The organism is Pseudomonas sp. A34-9 (assembly GCF_029543085.1).
GTDB lineage: Bacteria > Pseudomonadota > Gammaproteobacteria > Pseudomonadales > Pseudomonadaceae > Aquipseudomonas.
Window position 1 is genome coordinate 3039940 of sequence record NZ_CP119967.1, and the last position, 16610, is coordinate 3056549.

Consider the following 16610-nt stretch of genomic DNA (forward strand, 5'->3'; position numbering starts at 1 on the left):
ATGACTGAAACATTCGATTCCGGCGCTTTTCTGTCGACAGTCAGCGGGCGCCCCGGCGTGTACCGCATGTTCGACAGTGATGCGCGCCTGTTGTACGTGGGCAAGGCCAAGAACCTGAAAAAGCGTCTGGCCAGCTACTTTCGCAAAACCGGTCTGGCGCCCAAGACTGCCGCGTTGGTCGGGCGCATTGCGCAGGTCGAAACGACCATCACCGCCAACGAAACCGAAGCGCTGTTGCTTGAGCAAACGCTGATAAAGGAATGGCGGCCGCCGTACAACATTCTGTTGCGCGACGACAAGTCCTATCCCTACGTGTTTCTGTCCGACGGCCAGTTCCCTCGCCTGAGCATTCATCGCGGGGCCAAAAAGGCCAAGGGCAAGTACTTCGGCCCCTATCCGAGTGCCGGCGCCATACGTGAAAGCCTGAGTCTGCTGCAAAAGACCTTCTTCGTTCGCCAGTGTGAAGACAGCTACTACAAGAACCGAACCCGTCCCTGTCTGCAGTATCAGATCAAACGCTGCAAAGCGCCTTGCGTGGGGTTGGTTGAGCCTGAGGTGTATGCCGAAGACGTGCGTCACTCGGTCATGTTTCTTGAGGGCCGCAGTCACGCGCTGACCAACGAGCTGTCCACGGCGATGGAGGAGGCGGCGATCAACCTCGAGTTCGAGCGAGCCGCCGAGTTGCGCGATCAGATCGCGCTGCTGCGTCGAGTCCAGGATCAACAGAGCATGGAAGGCGGCACAGGGGATATCGATGTCATCGCGGCATTCGTCAATCCGGGGGGCGCCTGCGTGCACTTGATCAGCGTCCGTGGTGGGCGCGTATTGGGCAGCAAAAATTTCTTCCCGCAAGTCGGTATCGAAGAGGATGTGTCGGAAGTCATGGCCGCGTTTCTCGGCCAGTACTTCATCAGCAGCCCCGAGCGCGACTTGCCGAGCGAGCTGATTGTCAATGTCGTGCACGAGGATTTTCCGACGCTGATCGAAGCGATTCATGAGTTGCGCGGCCGCGAGCTGGCCATCAGTCATCGGGTGCGTGGCACGCGTGCACGCTGGCAGCAACTGGCGGTCACCAATGCCGAGCAGGCGTTGGGCGCGCGCCTGGCCAACCGTCAACACACTGCCGCGCGGTTCGAGGCCCTGGCAGAAGTGTTGAATCTGGATGAGCCGCCGCAGCGCCTGGAATGCTACGACATCAGTCATTCCAGCGGTGAGGCAACGGTCGCTTCTTGTGTGGTGTTTGGCCCGGAAGGCGCGATCAAGTCGGACTACCGGCGCTACAACATCGAGGGTGTCACGGCAGGTGACGACTACGCCGCCATGCATCAGGCGCTGACGCGTCGCTTCAGCAAACTCAAGGAAGGTGAGGGCAAGTTACCGGACATCTTGCTGGTGGACGGTGGCAAGGGCCAACTGTCGATGGCTCGCGATGTTCTCAACGAGTTGGCCGTGCCGGATCTGATCCTGCTCGGGGTCGCCAAAGGCGCCACGCGTAAGGCGGGATTTGAAACGTTGTATCTGAATGATGCGGCGCATGAGTTCACTTTGCGTGGCGACTCGCCGGCCTTGCACCTTATTCAACAGATCCGCGATGAGGCTCACCGCTTCGCTATTACAGGACACCGCGCACGTCGAGGCAAAACCCGCCGTACGTCAACGCTGGAAGGCGTTGCGGGCGTTGGGCCAACCCGACGTCGCGACTTGTTGAAACATTTTGGTGGATTGCAGGAGCTGTCTCGTGCAAGCATCGAAGAGATCGCCAAAGCCCCGGGGATCAGTAAAAAGCTCGCAGAGTCGATTTATGCGAACCTGCATAGCGAGTAGAATGCCCCTTCACCTCGTAGCCAGTTGTGCCGATGAATATCCCTAATCTGATTACCGTTCTACGCGTCCTGCTCATCCCGATCTTCATTTTGCTGTTCTATCTGCCTTACCAGTGGAGTTACATGGCCTCCGCCTCGGTGTTTGCCTTCGCGGCAGCGACGGACTGGCTGGACGGTTATCTGGCCCGTCGTCTGGAGCAAAGCACTCCGTTCGGTGCGTTTCTCGATCCAGTAGCCGACAAACTCATGGTTGCAGTGGCACTGGTGCTGCTGGTTCAGGAACACGGCAATCTCTGGCTCACACTGCCGGCAGCTGTCATCATCGGTCGCGAGATTGTGGTGTCGGCCTTGCGTGAATGGATGGCCGAACTCGGCGCCCGTGCCCACGTCGCCGTTTCGAATCTCGGCAAATGGAAAACCGCTGCGCAGATGCTCGCACTGGTGATCCTGCTGGCCAATCCAAAGGACTTCAGTTTCTGGGTTATCCTGGGTTACGCCTTGCTGATGGTCTCTGCTGGACTGACATTGTGGTCGATGGTTCAATACCTTCGCGCCGCCTGGCCGCACCTGAAGACCGATGTTGAAAAGAAATAAAACTTTTTTGAATCAAGGGGTTGACGGAGCTTCTTAATTCTATAGAATGCGCATCACCAAGCGGGAATAGCTCAGTTGGTAGAGCACGACCTTGCCAAGGTCGGGGTCGCGAGTTCGAGTCTCGTTTCCCGCTCCAATTTGTACAGTGTTTGTTGTTGTGCTACTGACAGCAAATACTTTGAGGCCGAGTAGCAAAATGGTTATGCAGTGGATTGCAAATCCACCTACGCCGGTTCGATTCCGACCTCGGCCTCCACTATAAACAAGCTCCGTAGATCCATGATTTACGGAGCTTTTTTATTTGCACTGCGCTGCAAGATTTAGTCTTGAAAAACGGCCTCTGCGAACTTGCTTCACCGGGAAGTGATGTATATATTTCCCGCACTGCTGTTCAAGGTTGGATCTTGTCAGGATCTCTACCGTGTAGCAGAAGACAGCAACACCGCGCTACCGCCCGAATGGCGAAACTGGTAGACGCATGGGACTTAAAATCCCCCGCTCGTAAGGGCGTGCCGGTTCGATTCCGGCTTCGGGCACCATAAATATCAAGGGCTTGCATGACATATCTCATGCAAGCCCTTCTTTTTTTTTCCGCAATCAAAAAATCTTTTCCGCAATTCGTGACCGTCAGTCACTTCGTAGGGGTAACCTCCATCCCCTTCCGCATGCGGATGTACTGTTCTGTCATCCCGACGGTTGTATGTCCGAGCTGGTCCCGAGCTTCTCGGATGCTGCCTGTTGACTCCTCCTTATCCGTCGCCGCTTTTGCTCTTAGGTCGCGCATCTGAAATTCTGCTTTTGGAATCCCGGCTGCTTCCCTGGCGTCATCGAACCGTTTTCTGAGCATGCTGGTTGTCATCGGCTGCCCAGAGTCGATTACTACGAGACGTGTTGATCTGATTTTGTGTCCAGCCTTTCGTGCCATGATTCGATCGATTACGACTTTGAGCTCACCAATGATCTCGATCCTTCGTTTAGCCCCAGTCTTGCCTTGCTGAACAGAGAGCTTCCCGTCTTTTATGTCTCGCTCATCCATCTTCAATGTGTCTGCGACCCTCTGACCTGTTAGATAGAACAGGTCCAAAGCGTCTCTCAATGGCTGATCGGCATGCTGGTACGCGCGTTTACGCACACGCGTGCTTTTTAAATTTCTCCAAAGGTTCAGAATCTTTCGTTGAAGCCGAAAGCATCTCCTGAAGTCATCGGTCGATCACTTCATTGAGTCGTCTGATATCGCTAGGTTGAAAATGAGGTACGAAGCTGCCGCGAGTTACCTGCCCCATCCGCCAGCACGAGCAGGATGAAACCGCATGCTGGGTCGTCTTTGGTTTCTCGGCTAATGCACATTAAATCGAAAAAGTGAAATGCGGAGAGGCGCGGACGGGTGACGCCTTTTTCAGGCTGCTAGGTGAGTGGGGTGACGACTGGTGTATTTGACGCCGGATGGCAGGATGCCATTAAAGATCTTCACGCGACGGGCGATAGCGTGGTTAACAGCCACGGAGATTCCCGATGAATATTCAACGTCACTTCATGATTGCTTGTTTGTGCCTGATCGGCGTGGACGCTGCCTTCGCACAGCAATCACAACCTGTTGATGGAGCCATTCACTTTCATGGACGTATCATCGAGTCGAGTTGCATGGCAGGAAGAGCCAGTTATTCCTTCTTGGACCTGTTGGAGTGCCCGCGGGCGAATACGAGACAAGTGGTCAACGTGCGAAATGTCAGTCGTATAAACGCTGAAGCGAGTAATCCTCAAGGAAAGGTAACTGCGCAGTTGGTAACTGATACACGCAAGCAAGAGCAGTACTATGCTCAGCGGTACGTGCTCAGGGATGCCGCGGGCAAGCAGATAAACTCCGGAAATTACCTAGTGACACTCACGTTGCCTTGATGCGGCTAAGATCATCCAAGGTGCGTCCTTGTTTGTAAGATACTGGTTAGCAAGGGCGCAAGAAATGAGAATTGTCTTATTCTCGAGTGAAAAGGCGACGAATAGCGCCGCTGAGTTAAATTGACCAATAGCATTTGACTTGTAGGCTCTGAGCATGAGGTGGTCTGTAATCCCGCCTATGGAATCACCTGTTTGAGACTTGTCCTAAAGTCCCTGCGTGGTGTTGTCGCTAGACTGCCATGCTGACATAAAAGCGACAGAGAGCTCCTATGAACACGGTGATTCACTCCCTCAACACACCAAACTCTGGGCGAAATAAAAACTCGGCCCTCTACTGTTTGACCCTACTGTCTTTGAGCTTGATTGGATTGACCGTCAGTGCAGGATATCAAATTGTTGAGTTGATTCCGCTCAAAGCCACCGTCCACCAGCAGGCACGAGAGCTTACCGAAAGTGCCGAGCGCATAAAAAAATTAAGAGACGAAAACCTGACGCTATCAAGTCAGCGGGTCAGCCTTGAGACCGAACTTGCGACTGCTGTGAAGAGAGCGAGTGAACTCGAAGCGCTGGAAGTTGAGCGGCAGAACCAACAAAGCGATGATGACAGTGCAACTGAAGAGAGCGACAACGGGTTATGCGCGATCATCGTGGAGAATATTCGACAGGTGGAAAACCAGTTGAATCGCGACGATTTCCTTCGTTTGCGTGACGAGCGAGAAGCTGAGGCCGAAGCGGTGCTTGAGGTCTATGAAAAAGAGTTGACCGCGTGCCTTGCCAGATCGGTCGAGAAAAGCAGTCACTCGGCTGACGAACCTAACCCGATACAAGTGCAAGATTCTCCTGCGCAGTAAGCTATTATCTTCGCGCTATAACCTGCTCAATGCAGTGCCAGCATGTGCAATCGCATGCGGCCTTGCTGTGCCGTTGACTCGGTCGCTCTTTAAGAAGGCCGAGTCAGCTTCCGCCATGGCGCTTCCTACTAATACTAGGCTACAAGTAATCAAGTGCGGCCCCCCGAAATCCATATGCAGTTTAATTGATAGGAAGGATTTTCATATATGTTGAATAAAATTAGGTGACGGATGTTGACTCGGATATTTGTATCTAGAGGTATTTGATAGCATACATATTTCCCTGTTTCAGTGCCGGGCTTTAAATCGATCTGTTGTGCGCCTAGAATCTGGGCGAACTTTGCGAGCAGTTCAACGTAGGTGGCTGGTTATCCTGAAGTAAAATGGGAGACTATATGTTTGGGTTGTGTTGAATTCGCTCGTCTCTCCATTCTTTATCTGGAAAGATATCCACTCGGTCATTGAGATTGAATTAAAACGGATGAGGCCATTAAATGGATAAATATCAGGAAGGTCGGCGGTTGTGCCTTGAGCTTTATTAATACCCATAGGGCAGTTTGTCAACGGGATTGAGATGGTGGACAACGTGTTTATACCCCGACCAATAAAAAGCATTGAGGCCCGGTTTCCAAATACTCCTTTTATGATGCTTGGCGCCCGGTAGGATGTTGCGATCACATTCATGCTGCGGTGGTTATGTTGATAACCTTCAAGGTGTCAGCAGTAAAGTACCATCAGGGGGTATTGTCGCGCCTGTCTTGATGTCACCGGTCTTAACCAATTAAAGCCCAGTGCAGTGGAGTAGGGAACTCCAATCCTCAGCATTGGAAAGATCGACAGCGTATTGCGTTGCAGGTATACCATTGTGTATCCACTGCCAGGAAATACCTGAATCAGCTATTGGGTAGAGTACGGCGATATCGTTGCGTACTCGTCATCGAGGGAGCCACTATGAAAACTTTTCGTGTGTTTGAATTCGTTCGTAAGTCATTTTTTTGCCGCACTATAGATTGTTTTTCCCTGAGGTGTGTCCCTCGGAATGGATATACTTGAGGGTAGGGTGAAACGAAAGGTGGATTGTTAACTCCCTACTAAGGGCGTAGGATGCGCTTGCTACTTGCGATAATTAAAAAGCTGCGTTCAGTGTCAAATTCATTTTCCTAAGGCATATGGTGAGCTCTCCGAGTAACAATTCGTTATTGATTTATCTTTTGCTCACGGCAGAGGGTGGAGAAGACATATAAGGAAAGTATACGTGGCCTCGCTCGGAGTTTGCGCGCAGGGCTCTTGCCCTGCGTGCTAATACTCTGAAGTAATTGAGGGGGGCGTATGCTTAAATTAGGGTGCGCATTTAGCTCGTACCGCTCATGATTCACGTTTTCTTCTTTCTCTGGTAGTGAGTGTGGTGCTGTAGATTGCTTGCCCTGCCATTTGATTACAATGGTGCCTTGATCTTCAGTAACTAGCGCTAATGCTTTGCCCGTTGGATCAGACAAAGCAAGTTGCTAACCTTCTGCATCTTTCAGCGCGGCACCGAACGGAATCGCCTTGCCCTCTTGGTCAAAGATTTCGAACTGGGCTCGCCGGCCTTTACTGCCTTCAAAACGTGCGCGAACAATTGACCCGCGGCGAGGAACCAATTGTTGTGTCGCGTTATCAAGTTCGATCTCCCCACCGAGATTACGAGTGTCCAGAGACACCCAGTTAACGCGGTAAGGCTGGGCGTTTGGCAGGACCGCATAGCCATTAAAGCCGGTTTTCACACCTGAATAGCTGCTGACTTCTACATACGCACGCGGGGCACGGGGGCTCGACCCAAGTGGGAAGGAGATAGATACGCTTAATTGCGTATCATCGGTTGCCCCGCCATATGTCCCTAATTCCAGCGTCTTACTCAAACTAATATTGTAGTTCAGATCCCGCCAGTTATTGCTGTAGCCAGCAGAAAAGCTGTGAGATCCGCCGCGATCCCGGTAGTGCTGGTCACTAGCGTTCAAATACAGCGAACCGAATTGGGGTGAATCACCCAAAGTCTGGTTGACCGTCAGATCGGTGCGGGTTTCGGAGTTTCCGGTACGGCGGGTGGCACCAACGCTAATATCCTGTACGTGGTCAGTTAGCGTACGGTACCCCTCAGTAGAATAACGGTACGCTGCGAGGGTGAAACTGGTATCTGTATCCGTAAGCTTCTTGGCGTACAGTGCGCGCACGCTACTATCTGGCTGCCCCCACCCACCCACCCATGGACCGACTTCTCCGCCAGAGAATCCGAAAGCGTTCGATAACGGCAAAAACACCCAAGTATCCTGTTGACGCGGGTAACGTTGTAAATTGAGAAATTAACCGCTTAGAGGTATTTTTATGTACCGCCTCTTATTTAGAGTGGATCGCTTTAGAAGGTTTTTAGAGGTAATTTATTAAAAACATTATTTCAGAATTTGCTGTTCCCGCCTTTAATTCTGGCGCACTAGGTAACCTGACATATTTTGTTGATAAAGATATGTCGAAGCTCACTGTCCCCGGCATAAATTGGTCTGAGGTGTATGTTTTTCTGAAATCAAAATCTGATCCTGTAGAATTTCTTATTTTGACGCCGGCGCCCTTTGCAGTGGATGCGGGATTCAGACTAATTATGCCCGAAGCTGGGTTCGCAGAAGGCGAGCTGGAGGTCGGTAGCAATTGGTACTCAACTTTATTAATTCCATTGGGGCAGTCACGCAATGGAATCGAAAAGGACACGTAATTGTCGTCAGTTAACTCACTCAGAGTTGGATGTCCCAAGTCTACATTTATGTTGTCCGGAGACTGGCAGGAGCCGGCTATAATGTTCATATTGGTAACGGATAAACTTACTGCTTTGACGCCCCCTATAATCAAATAACCCAATATCCCGTCAGGAATCTTGGCGTCGGGCGAAATCTCTCCGATCTTAACTATTCGAAATCCTTGAGGTTTATTCCAAAGTGTATTGGAGTGGGGAGGATACCAAGAGCCGCCAGGATATTGAACCGCCGGAGATGACCAATACAGGTATTGCCACGCCAAACCGGTTGCGCCAATCGGATACAAGCCTGATGCTATCGATTGTCCGTTCCCATCTGCGCTACCTATTTGAAACTCAGTGGTGCAGGTATAATGACCTCCATGGCTCACCGGGGATTCGGTTGTATAAATTACGGTGCCATTTGGCGTGCCTGTGGGCACGTTAATGCTTGCGGGAAGCGTAAAATCCATAGAGACTATGGAGGGGGTTCCTATAATTGTACAAGCTGCGTGTGCATGCAGAGATAATGCGTATAAGAGAGCAGATGATAACAATATTATAATGTGGTGCACTATTCGGCCTCCGGTAACAGGGTCTGGACTACGGGGAGATCATTCCTTAATCTTTCCGAGGATAAAAAATCGATATTGGGGGGGGCTAAGCTGCGTTTTATTTTAATGTATGGCGTGGCTTTAAGGCGCAATGGTCCTTGAAATGTCAGGTATTGAGCAGTAAGAATTGTCTGCTTTGTAAGGGAGTCCTAGTGCGTCGCGCGATATGCCTGTCGATCACTCGTGCTGCAGCCTGGTCCGTAAATCCTATGGGACTTGCATGGGGCTGAAATCGCGCCGCCGGCCTACAGCTCTTATAAGTAGGGATATGCTCCAGAAATCGCAAACGGATAGCTTTGAATCTCTTCTGATTTTCCTAGAGAAAGTCGGCGGTTTGTGGTTTTTGGCGTCCGGAAAAGGCCATATGGGACTTAGTTGGGGCTGAGGCGCTATTTTGATGCGAAAACCGGGACCAGTGAATGGTTTACTGATTTTCGTCTGTGATGCGATCTGCTAGGCTTTCTCGAATCCGATTCCAAGGATGACTTCCATATCATCTGACTCGCAATTCAACGTTGCCGCAGCAGATGGTCTGACACAGCTGCTGCACAACAAACAAGCCTTGGCGGTCGTGTTAGCTCGTAACTGACTGCTTTTTCGCGCTACGAGCAGAGCGCCTTCCCAGGTGCGAACTGGCGGTGCTATTTTTCGTCTTTATGGTCAATATTTTGGCCGCCTATCGAGACTTTGCTCTGCAGGTGGCCGTGTCCAGCTGACGCTTCTTTCGCTGCGGAAGGGCTAACTGCCATCATTAGGTGGACTCAGGCAACATAATCCCCTAGATTCTCGGCAAAATGTCACGGACGTCGAGATGGATTCTAACGATTCGGGCGGTGTTGCCGCCAAGTAAGGTTTCCTGGTTCAGGACTGTGTCGCAGCTTTCCATGTCACTCGGATGCTTCGTGACAAGACCATTCGCAGCGTCCGCTGTGAGGTCACGGACGATATTGACATCATCTCCGACGGCTACGTCGACTTCATACAAGTCAAAAGTACCGAGAAGACGCGCTGGAACATCTCGGACATGGTTAAAAACGGGAAGGGCGCTGACAAGAAAACCATTCCTTGCAGTTCGATCTTGCACAAGTCGATGCAATGCGAGTCAGATTCAGGCCTAACCCGGCGATACTTGATTGTCACTGAAGACAAGGTCAACAAGACCCTGGAGTACCTGACGATCGAGCCCTGGCGCGGGAAGGTAAGCCAGGTAGGCAGGAACTGATTGATGATCGAGCGAACGAAGAACTACCAGACGGGCTCAGGCGTTACCGTCGCCGATTGGGTTGATGCAGCTATGTGGCAGGTATATCACACCATCCGCGAAGTGGAGCTTTTGGGGATAGCGAACATTCGAAGGTCTTCCGAGGATCTGCATGGCGTTACCTTCAGCTCTTAAGCTGCTGCTGAAGACATTTGGTGCCTGATCCTCGATACGGTGACCCGTAAAGGCGAGCGTTCGCGGCGTGTCCACAGTGCTGACTAGCGATCTCATGAGCGAGTTGCTCGTTGGAGTGATTAGCGTGCAGGGTGCTTGTACTGCACGCTAATCACTCCAAGTTAACAAATGGTCGATCATAATATCAGGGTACGCATTTTAGTGCGTACCGTTCATAATTCACGTGTTCTTCTTTCTCTGGTAGTGAATATGACGCTGTACATTGCTTGCCCTGCCATTTGATTACAATGGTGCCTTGATCTTCGGTAACTAGTGCTAAGGCCTTGCCCGTTGGATCTGATAGAGCAACTTGCTTCCCTTCTGAATCTTCCAGCGCGGCACCAAAAGGAATCGCCTTGCCCTCTTTATCAAAAATTTCAAATTGTACTCGCCGGCCTTTATTGCCCTCAAAGCGGGCACGGACAATCGACCCGCGGCGAGGAACCAATTGTTGTGTCGCGTTATCGAGTTCAATTTCGCCACCGAGATTACGAGTGTCCAGAGACACCCAGTTAACGCGGTAAGGCTGTGCGTTTGGCAGGACCGCATAGCCGTTAAAGCCTGTTTTCACACCTGAATAGCTGCTGACTTCTACACCAGATATTCCTGGTACTTCTACCAGCGCAAACGTCTCGCCGACCGTCTGCCCCAAGTTAACTCCACCTGCGTGGGCGACGATAGAGCCCGAAACATTGAAGTTCTGTGAGTCGTAGTCAATGCCTCGGCTGTACCCTAAGCCAATGTCACCCATTGAGGTACGGCTACTTAGACTCATCGAGCCCGATTGGTCGCCGTCAACGCTTTGTCCGGCTTGCACGGAATAGTAGGTGTCACTGTCTTCTGTCAGGTAGCCGTTGAGGCCGGCCTGCGTACTAGTACCGGTGTTTTGTTTGTTAGTTGAAAGATACGCACGCGGCGAACGGGGGCTCGACCCAAGCGGGAAGGAGATAGATACGCTTAATTGCGTATCATCGGTTGCCCCGCCATATGTCCCTAGTTCCAGCGTCTTACTCAAACTAATGTTGTAGTTCAGATCCCGCCAGTTATTGCTGTAGCCAGCAGAAAAGCTGCGAGATCCGCCGCGATCCCAGTAGCGCTGGTCACTGGCGTTCAGATACAGCGAACCGAATTGGCGTGAATCCCCCAAAGTCTGGTTGACCGTCAGATCGGTACGGGTTTTAGAGTTCCCGGCACGGCGCGTGGCACCAACGCTATTATCCTGTACGTGGTCGGTCAGAGTACGATAGCCCTCAGTAGAATAACGGTACGCTGCGAGGGTGAAACTTGTATCTGTACCCGTAAACGTCTTGGCGTAGAGTGCGCGCACGCTGCTACCTTGAGTTGTTACGCCGAATGCCTTACTGGATGACCGAGTGATGTCCAGCGACATCGCGCCAATGGAGGTATTCTTAGCCGCGCCCAGTGATAGAGCCTGGAAACCGTTACTGGTCTGCAAGCCAGCGATCCCTGTAAGATTGCTTGTCAAGCCATAGGCGAATGTGCTGCTGATAAAGGCTGGCTTGTCATAGCCCTCCGAGTTGTTATTGAATTTGCCCCCCGACACGCTGTACTTCAATTGCCCTTCGCGCACCATTGTCGGAAGAGCCGAAAACGCCTGTTTGGACACTTTTCGCCGACCATCAGCTTCGACGATAGTGATCTCAAGATCGCCATTGGACCCCGAAGGATAGATATCGCTGATCTCAAATGGACCTGGTGGAACGTTGGTCGTGTAAAGGATGTAATTATCCTGACGGACTTCAATGGTTGCATTGGTCTCTGCCACGCCGCGAATTGTCGGCGCATAACCTCGTTCGCTGTCGGCACGCATGCCTTCATCGGACGAAACTTTCACACCCTGATAGCGCACGCTGTCGAACAGGTCTGAATCGGAAAAGATTTCGCCCGCGCTGAGCTGCCCCTTGATCGAGGTGAGGTCGTGTTGCACAAATGTACGGTTGCTGACGAAGCGATTTGGTCGACCTGTCGAGCTGCTGAAGTTGGACTCATTGCGTAACCGCCAGGCGCCCAGGTTTATTCCGTTGCGCAGTCCCAGATTATTGGATATTTGCTTGCCATTGCTGGTCTTATTGCGAGTCGTGCTCAACTGGTAGTTGATGAAACCAGCTGCCACACCCTGATCCCACAACTCGGAATCGACATAGCCACGCATGCCCCGCGACATGGCCACTTGTGGCACGCTGACAAGCAAGCGCAGCCTGTTGGAATCAAAGCTTAGGCTGGCTTGGTCGATCATCGATGCCAAGTCGTAATGATCAGCAGGGTGCTCCTCGTCGACCAATCCCTGGTCGTGCAGTTTCTGCATGTCTATGCCCAGTTGCAGCAGTAAATCGAGCGTTATGCGGGGTTCGACCTTACCGGTGAGCGCGTTCGCTTCAAATGTAACGTCGCGACGACCTACTAGAGTTCCATTACTGTAAACATCCACGCGATATTGCCCCGGCAATACGCTGTTGGCGTTCAATAGTGGTTGCAGATCGACGGCCGAGGCCCCTTGCAGAAACAGCGTGTTAAACGACTCGGCAGGCGCATCGATTTCTGCCTCAGCACCATAGGTGTCACAGCAGATCGCCATGTTGATCGCAAAAAACAGGGGATGCAGGCAGCCCAGCGCCGCTTTCTTTTTAGTGAGCACAGAGTGACGGCTGCGTTTCTCAACACAAACTGCAGATGTGTAGGGCTGGGAGAAAAACATGCAATTTGCCTTTTCAGTTCCAGTCGCTGAAACCGGAGAATGGAGCTAATTAGAAATTGTATGAAACTGGAAAGAAGTAGCTGTAAGTTATCGGCTAAGTTAGTTTGCGGTACGTCCTGCGAAGCTTCCAATGTCGGTCAAAGGAGCGTCAAATGTTTGTTGAGCGCCATAATCGTTAATGGCTGAAAACGTCAGGCGTGGTGAACTGGCCTGTGGTCGTGATTTCATCGTGAAAACTTTTACTTCGCCAGGGCTAATCATCGTGGAATCCATCACGAGCTCAAAGTTCTGACCCGCACCCACTTTGAGGTCGGCGAGGGAAACATGATAGTTTCCTGTGTTGGTAACTTTCAAAGAGGGCTTGCCAGCGACGTTTTCAAGTTTCCATGAGAGTAACTCTGGCGCCTTTGCGGCGTCCCCCGATAGCCCGGCAGGACGGAAAAACAACTTGATGCGCTGACGCACTGCCAACTGCAAAGTATTGGCATCGGTAGCGGCGGCTTGAGGGATTTCCTGGACATTCAGCCATACCACTGATTCTTTATCCACAGGCATACCCTTGCCTTCATAGAGAATTCTAAGTAATTGCTGCTGATTCGCTTCCATTCGTGCCAGTGGCGGCGTGACTGCAAAAGGAGGCGTGGACGAATCCGTCTCTCCATTATCGAGCCAAGACTGTACTAGAATGGTTTGCCCACCGTTGCGCACGGTGACATTCGCCTCTTTGTTCGCACCGTCAAAGATCACCCGCGTGGCGCTCAGAGAAATGCTGGCGAAGGCCGAATGAGCCATCAGCATCCCGGCAAGACCCAGGCAAAGCGGAAAATAGCGGCTTAACATATAGCGTTCTCCCATTAGTTGTCGCCGGCAGGACGAGGCGTGTTTGCCTCGTCCTGCGCTTGGCTATGGCTTACTCGTATTGCAGAACGAACGGCAGAGTGGCATTACCGGTACCAGCGGTAGCAGCTGCCTTGTCACCAGTGGTGACGTAAGCAGCGGCGAACGACAGAGTGCCGTCGCCACCTTCACCAGCGTCTCCGGTCAAGCCAGTTTCAATCTTGGCGGTGGCGTCGGAGCTCAGATCGATCATTTCACCGTTGCTATTCAGCAGCGCGATACCAACGCCTTTCGCTGCGTCGGAACCCTGCAGCTTCAGGACTTTTTTACCGTCAACCAGGCCCGAGCCACCATTAAGGGTCGGCTTGAACAGCATCGAAACTTTAGTACCTGCGTTGCAGTTCACTTGCAGGTTGAAATCGTTGGCGGCAATACGGCCGGCGGTAGGTGCGGAGTCGCTACCCATGTCTTTGATCGAAACGTTACCCATATCTACCGAGATAACTTTGTCTTTGCCGGTGCTGCCATCAACAGAGCAAGCGTCGTTGTTGATAATGCCGGTAAAGCTGATTTGGCCACTGCCGCCTTTAACTGGGTCGGCTGCCATTGCACCTGCGGAAACGGACAATACGGAAAGAGCGAGTACAGCCAAAGTAAATTTTTTCATGTTTATATCCGGAGTTATTGTGAAGTGCTGCATTGAAATGCCTGGCCATAGTATGTCCGGATGAAAAGGCAGTCTTTGAGACTTGTCTCAAAACGAATTTTCCAACTCGCACTTGCTCGAAGTGCGATCATTCACGCATGCCACATTTAAAAACTATATTGAGACAATTCTTAATGCGTCAGCGAGACTGTAGGGAGTAGACTTTGACCAGCGGGGGGGATTCGCCTGCAAATGCCTGGGGTGGGGACTTAATGTCTTGGTAATAGGCGCCGCGGACTTGCCGTGCCTGCATGAATTATAAAAGGGGTTAACGGTTCGTGAACACGCTTCGGATATTGGTATTGGAAGATCATGCCTTTCAACGAGTGGCGGCGGTCAGTGCGCTTAACAGCTTGGGTTACGAGGATATATTTCAAGCGGCGGACGGCAAAGAAGCGTTGTCTGTTATCTCTCAGGTGGGAGGTGTAGACATTGCGCTTTGTGACTTGAATATGGCTGGAATGGACGGATTGACCTTCCTGCGACTAGCGAAAGAGTCTGGATTGATACGTGCCGTGATTATATGTAGCTCGCTACCCGAGGACCTACTGCGAACTGTTGATCGTATTGTCACCTTGCAGGGCTTGGAATTGGTGGGAAGTGTTGGCAAGCCATTATCGGTGGAAGTACTTCAGCCGTTACTGATGCGCTACCGGTCGGATGAAACGCTCGCCACCAAATCAATAGAAAACACCCCGGATCAACCCTCAGAGTACGAGATGCTCGAAGCCATACGTCGACAAGAGTTTCGGGCTTATTTTCAGCCAAAGTTTCATTTGCGCAGTGGGGAAGTGGATGGCGCAGAAGTTTTGGTCAGGTGGCAAAGTCCTAGTCGGGGCTTGCTATCCCCCGGGATGTTTTTGCCAACCATAGAGCGATGCGGTTTGCTCGATGAGATGTTTTTCAGTTTGTTGACTCAAGGGCTCAGCTTGCAGCGATTCGTTCAATCTCATGGTAAGCCATTCAGGCTGGCTTTCAATTTGGACGTGTCGCAGATGGCCAACCCAAATTTGGTTGATCGGATAAAGGCGTTGTTACGAATTCATGGCGCTTCGCCGGCCGGCCTAATCTTTGAGCTGACCGAAACCGGGTTACTGCAGATGCCTGAAGTCAGTATGGAAAATATGGTGCGCTTACGCATGCTTGGCTTCAGTCTGGCAATCGATGACTTCGGCGTAGGCTATTCATCGCTTGAGAGGCTTTGTCAAATGCCGTTCAACGAAATCAAGTTGGACGCAGGGTTTGTGCAAAATTATGAGCAGGCGCGCTACAGCGCAGTCATTCATGGCGCATTGGCATTGGCGCGAGAACTGGATATGCGCGTAGTGGCTGAGGGTATTGAGACTGCTGATCAGGCGCGCCATTTGGATAGTCTCGGCTGTCGGTGGGGGCAAGGTTTTTTCTACGCCAGGCCGATGAATTGGGCGCACCTTGTGGACTGGCGCTTTGAAGGTGAAAAGTCATCTTGGCGGAGAGCGATCGGGTCGCCAGATCGCTGAGCGCAGCAATTTTTCGAGATTTTGGGGCAAAACCCCAATCGGCGCACTGTGAAATTAATCATTCTTAGTCGAGAATGCTGTGAGAAATGTCTGAAATCGCGGCGTGTCACTTATTGGTCTAGAAGTGAGCGCAAGCAACTTCATAATTTCCCTCATGTTTTGGAGCAAATCATGCATTGGTCCGTAGTAAACCCGTTACGTGTTGCGATCCTTGATGATCACTCGCTCATACGGTTGGCGATGAAGTCTCGCCTGGCGCGTGAGGCGGAGTTCAACGTAGTAGGTGTTTTCGGCAGTAGTGCCGAGTTGCTCACGGGCTTGCGTGAGATAGAAACTGACCTGCTGATTCTCGATTACAAACTACATGATGGGGAGCTAGACGGGCTCAATCTCATCCGCCTACTACGAAAGCATTACCCCGCGTTGTGCATTCTGGTCTCTTCCTCTGAAGAGCGGCCTGCTGTGGTAAGGATGGCTGTCGGGGCTGGCGTGAGTGGTTTTTTTGGTAAATCGCAACCGGTTGATGATCTGATCACTGCGATCCGCATCTCGGCGTCTGGCCAGTTATATCTTTCGTCAGCTATGGCGTTTGAACTCGACTCGCTTCCTGTGGCGGGTGAGGAGTCCGTTAACGGTAATGGCGATGGCTCCCCTCATACGGATGACTTCCTGACCAATCCTCTGCTGTCTCCTAAAGAAAAAGAGGTCCTGCGCTGCTGTCTGGAGGGAATGGGTGTGACGCAGATCGCACTCAAGTTCTCCCGCAGTCGTAAAACCATCAGCGGTCAAAAACAATCGGCTTACAAAAAGCTAGGCATCCGGGGCGACGCGGAGCTTTTCAAATTGCAGCAAAGTCTCACGGTCGAGATGTAGAGGTA

12 protein-coding genes, 3 tRNA genes and 2 pseudogenes are annotated in these 16610 nt (G+C 51.7%); 11 read left to right on the forward strand and 6 right to left on the reverse strand.

Annotation, left to right across the window (positions count from 1 at the left end):
* The 5 genes from uvrC (at position 1) to P3G59_RS13545 (ending at position 2956) form a co-directional block, all read left to right on the forward strand.
* Positions 1-1824 (forward strand): excinuclease ABC subunit UvrC, encoded by a 1824-nt coding sequence (gene uvrC, locus P3G59_RS13525; RefSeq protein ID WP_127927157.1) that lies wholly within the window; start codon positions 1-3, stop codon positions 1822-1824.
* Positions 1825-1856: 32 nt separating this feature from the next.
* Positions 1857-2417 (forward strand): CDP-diacylglycerol--glycerol-3-phosphate 3-phosphatidyltransferase, encoded by a 561-nt coding sequence (gene pgsA / locus P3G59_RS13530; RefSeq protein WP_007950102.1) that lies wholly within the window; start codon positions 1857-1859, stop codon positions 2415-2417.
* Positions 2418-2477: 60 nt separating this feature from the next.
* Positions 2478-2553 (forward strand) — tRNA-Gly (locus P3G59_RS13535).
* 46 nt (positions 2554-2599) lie between these two features.
* A tRNA-Cys gene (locus P3G59_RS13540) sits at positions 2600-2673 on the forward strand.
* Between the two features lie 196 nt (positions 2674-2869).
* Positions 2870-2956: transfer RNA gene (locus P3G59_RS13545), tRNA-Leu, on the forward strand.
* 92 nt (positions 2957-3048) lie between these two features.
* Here the strand turns inward: P3G59_RS13545 and P3G59_RS13550 are convergent.
* A pseudogene (locus tag P3G59_RS13550) lies at positions 3049-3534 on the reverse strand (tyrosine-type recombinase/integrase); the annotation flags it as partial.
* Between the two features lie 395 nt (positions 3535-3929).
* On the opposite strand from P3G59_RS13550, the gene P3G59_RS13555 reads away from it, so the two are divergent.
* Positions 3930-4313, forward strand: coding sequence for a type 1 fimbrial protein (locus P3G59_RS13555; protein WP_277761951.1), 384 nt, complete (start codon positions 3930-3932; stop codon positions 4311-4313).
* Between the two features lie 269 nt (positions 4314-4582).
* Entirely contained in the window at positions 4583-5164 is a 582-nt protein-coding gene (locus P3G59_RS13560) for a hypothetical protein (protein WP_277761952.1), read from the forward strand.
* A gap of 1361 nt (positions 5165-6525) precedes the next feature.
* Here P3G59_RS13560 and P3G59_RS13565 read toward each other — a convergent pair.
* A pseudogene (locus P3G59_RS13565) lies at positions 6526-7380 on the reverse strand (fimbria/pilus outer membrane usher protein); the annotation flags it as partial.
* Between the two features lie 187 nt (positions 7381-7567).
* Positions 7568-8500, reverse strand: coding sequence for a fimbrial protein (locus P3G59_RS13570; protein ID WP_277761953.1), 933 nt, complete (start codon positions 8498-8500; stop codon positions 7568-7570).
* Positions 8501-9395: 895 nt separating this feature from the next.
* On the opposite strand from P3G59_RS13570, the gene P3G59_RS13575 reads away from it, so the two are divergent.
* Entirely contained in the window at positions 9396-9761 is a 366-nt protein-coding gene (locus P3G59_RS13575) for a dsDNA nuclease domain-containing protein (protein WP_277762149.1), read from the forward strand.
* A 3-nt stretch (positions 9762-9764) separates the two neighbouring features.
* The gene (locus P3G59_RS13580) at positions 9765-9935 is read left to right on the forward strand and encodes a hypothetical protein (protein ID WP_277761954.1); all 171 of its coding nucleotides are present in this window, start codon (positions 9765-9767) and stop codon (positions 9933-9935) included.
* 184 nt (positions 9936-10119) lie between these two features.
* Here P3G59_RS13580 and P3G59_RS13585 read toward each other — a convergent pair whose 3' ends face one another.
* The 3 genes from P3G59_RS13585 to P3G59_RS13595 form a co-directional block, all read right to left on the reverse strand.
* A complete protein-coding gene (locus P3G59_RS13585; RefSeq protein WP_277762150.1) occupies positions 10120-12570 on the reverse strand; it encodes a fimbria/pilus outer membrane usher protein in 2451 nt (816 codons plus the stop codon).
* A 219-nt stretch (positions 12571-12789) separates the two neighbouring features.
* Positions 12790-13530: a molecular chaperone gene (locus tag P3G59_RS13590; protein WP_277761955.1), complete on the reverse strand. Its 741-nt coding sequence runs from the start codon at positions 13528-13530 to the stop codon at positions 12790-12792.
* Between the two features lie 70 nt (positions 13531-13600).
* The gene (locus tag P3G59_RS13595; RefSeq protein WP_277761956.1) at positions 13601-14194 is read right to left on the reverse strand and encodes a fimbrial protein; all 594 of its coding nucleotides are present in this window, start codon (positions 14192-14194) and stop codon (positions 13601-13603) included.
* A 317-nt stretch (positions 14195-14511) separates the two neighbouring features.
* Here P3G59_RS13595 and P3G59_RS13600 point away from each other — a divergent pair, with 317 nt between their 5' ends.
* Entirely contained in the window at positions 14512-15732 is a 1221-nt protein-coding gene (locus P3G59_RS13600) for an EAL domain-containing response regulator (protein ID WP_277761957.1), read from the forward strand.
* A 171-nt stretch (positions 15733-15903) separates the two neighbouring features.
* Positions 15904-16605, forward strand: coding sequence for a response regulator transcription factor (locus P3G59_RS13605; RefSeq protein ID WP_277761958.1), 702 nt, complete (start codon positions 15904-15906; stop codon positions 16603-16605).
* The last annotated feature ends 5 nt before the right edge of the window (positions 16606-16610 follow it).

What these genes read in the sequence shown, in the direction of transcription:
- uvrC (WP_127927157.1), top strand. Translation starts at nt 1, where the DNA reads ATGACTGAAACATTCGATTCCGGCGCTTTTCTGTCGACAGTCAGCGGG.
- P3G59_RS13585 (WP_277762150.1), bottom strand. Translation starts at nt 12,570, where the DNA reads ATGGCGATCTGCTGTGACACCTATGGTGCTGAGGCAGAAATCGATGCG.
- P3G59_RS13595 (WP_277761956.1), bottom strand. Translation starts at nt 14,194, where the DNA reads ATGAAAAAATTTACTTTGGCTGTACTCGCTCTTTCCGTATTGTCCGTT.
- P3G59_RS13580 (WP_277761954.1), top strand. Translation starts at nt 9,765, where the DNA reads ATGATCGAGCGAACGAAGAACTACCAGACGGGCTCAGGCGTTACCGTC.
- P3G59_RS13555 (WP_277761951.1), top strand. Translation starts at nt 3,930, where the DNA reads ATGAATATTCAACGTCACTTCATGATTGCTTGTTTGTGCCTGATCGGC.
- P3G59_RS13590 (WP_277761955.1), bottom strand. Translation starts at nt 13,530, where the DNA reads ATGTTAAGCCGCTATTTTCCGCTTTGCCTGGGTCTTGCCGGGATGCTG.
- P3G59_RS13560 (WP_277761952.1), top strand. Translation starts at nt 4,583, where the DNA reads ATGAACACGGTGATTCACTCCCTCAACACACCAAACTCTGGGCGAAAT.
- pgsA (WP_007950102.1), top strand. Translation starts at nt 1,857, where the DNA reads ATGAATATCCCTAATCTGATTACCGTTCTACGCGTCCTGCTCATCCCG.
- P3G59_RS13605 (WP_277761958.1), top strand. Translation starts at nt 15,904, where the DNA reads ATGCATTGGTCCGTAGTAAACCCGTTACGTGTTGCGATCCTTGATGAT.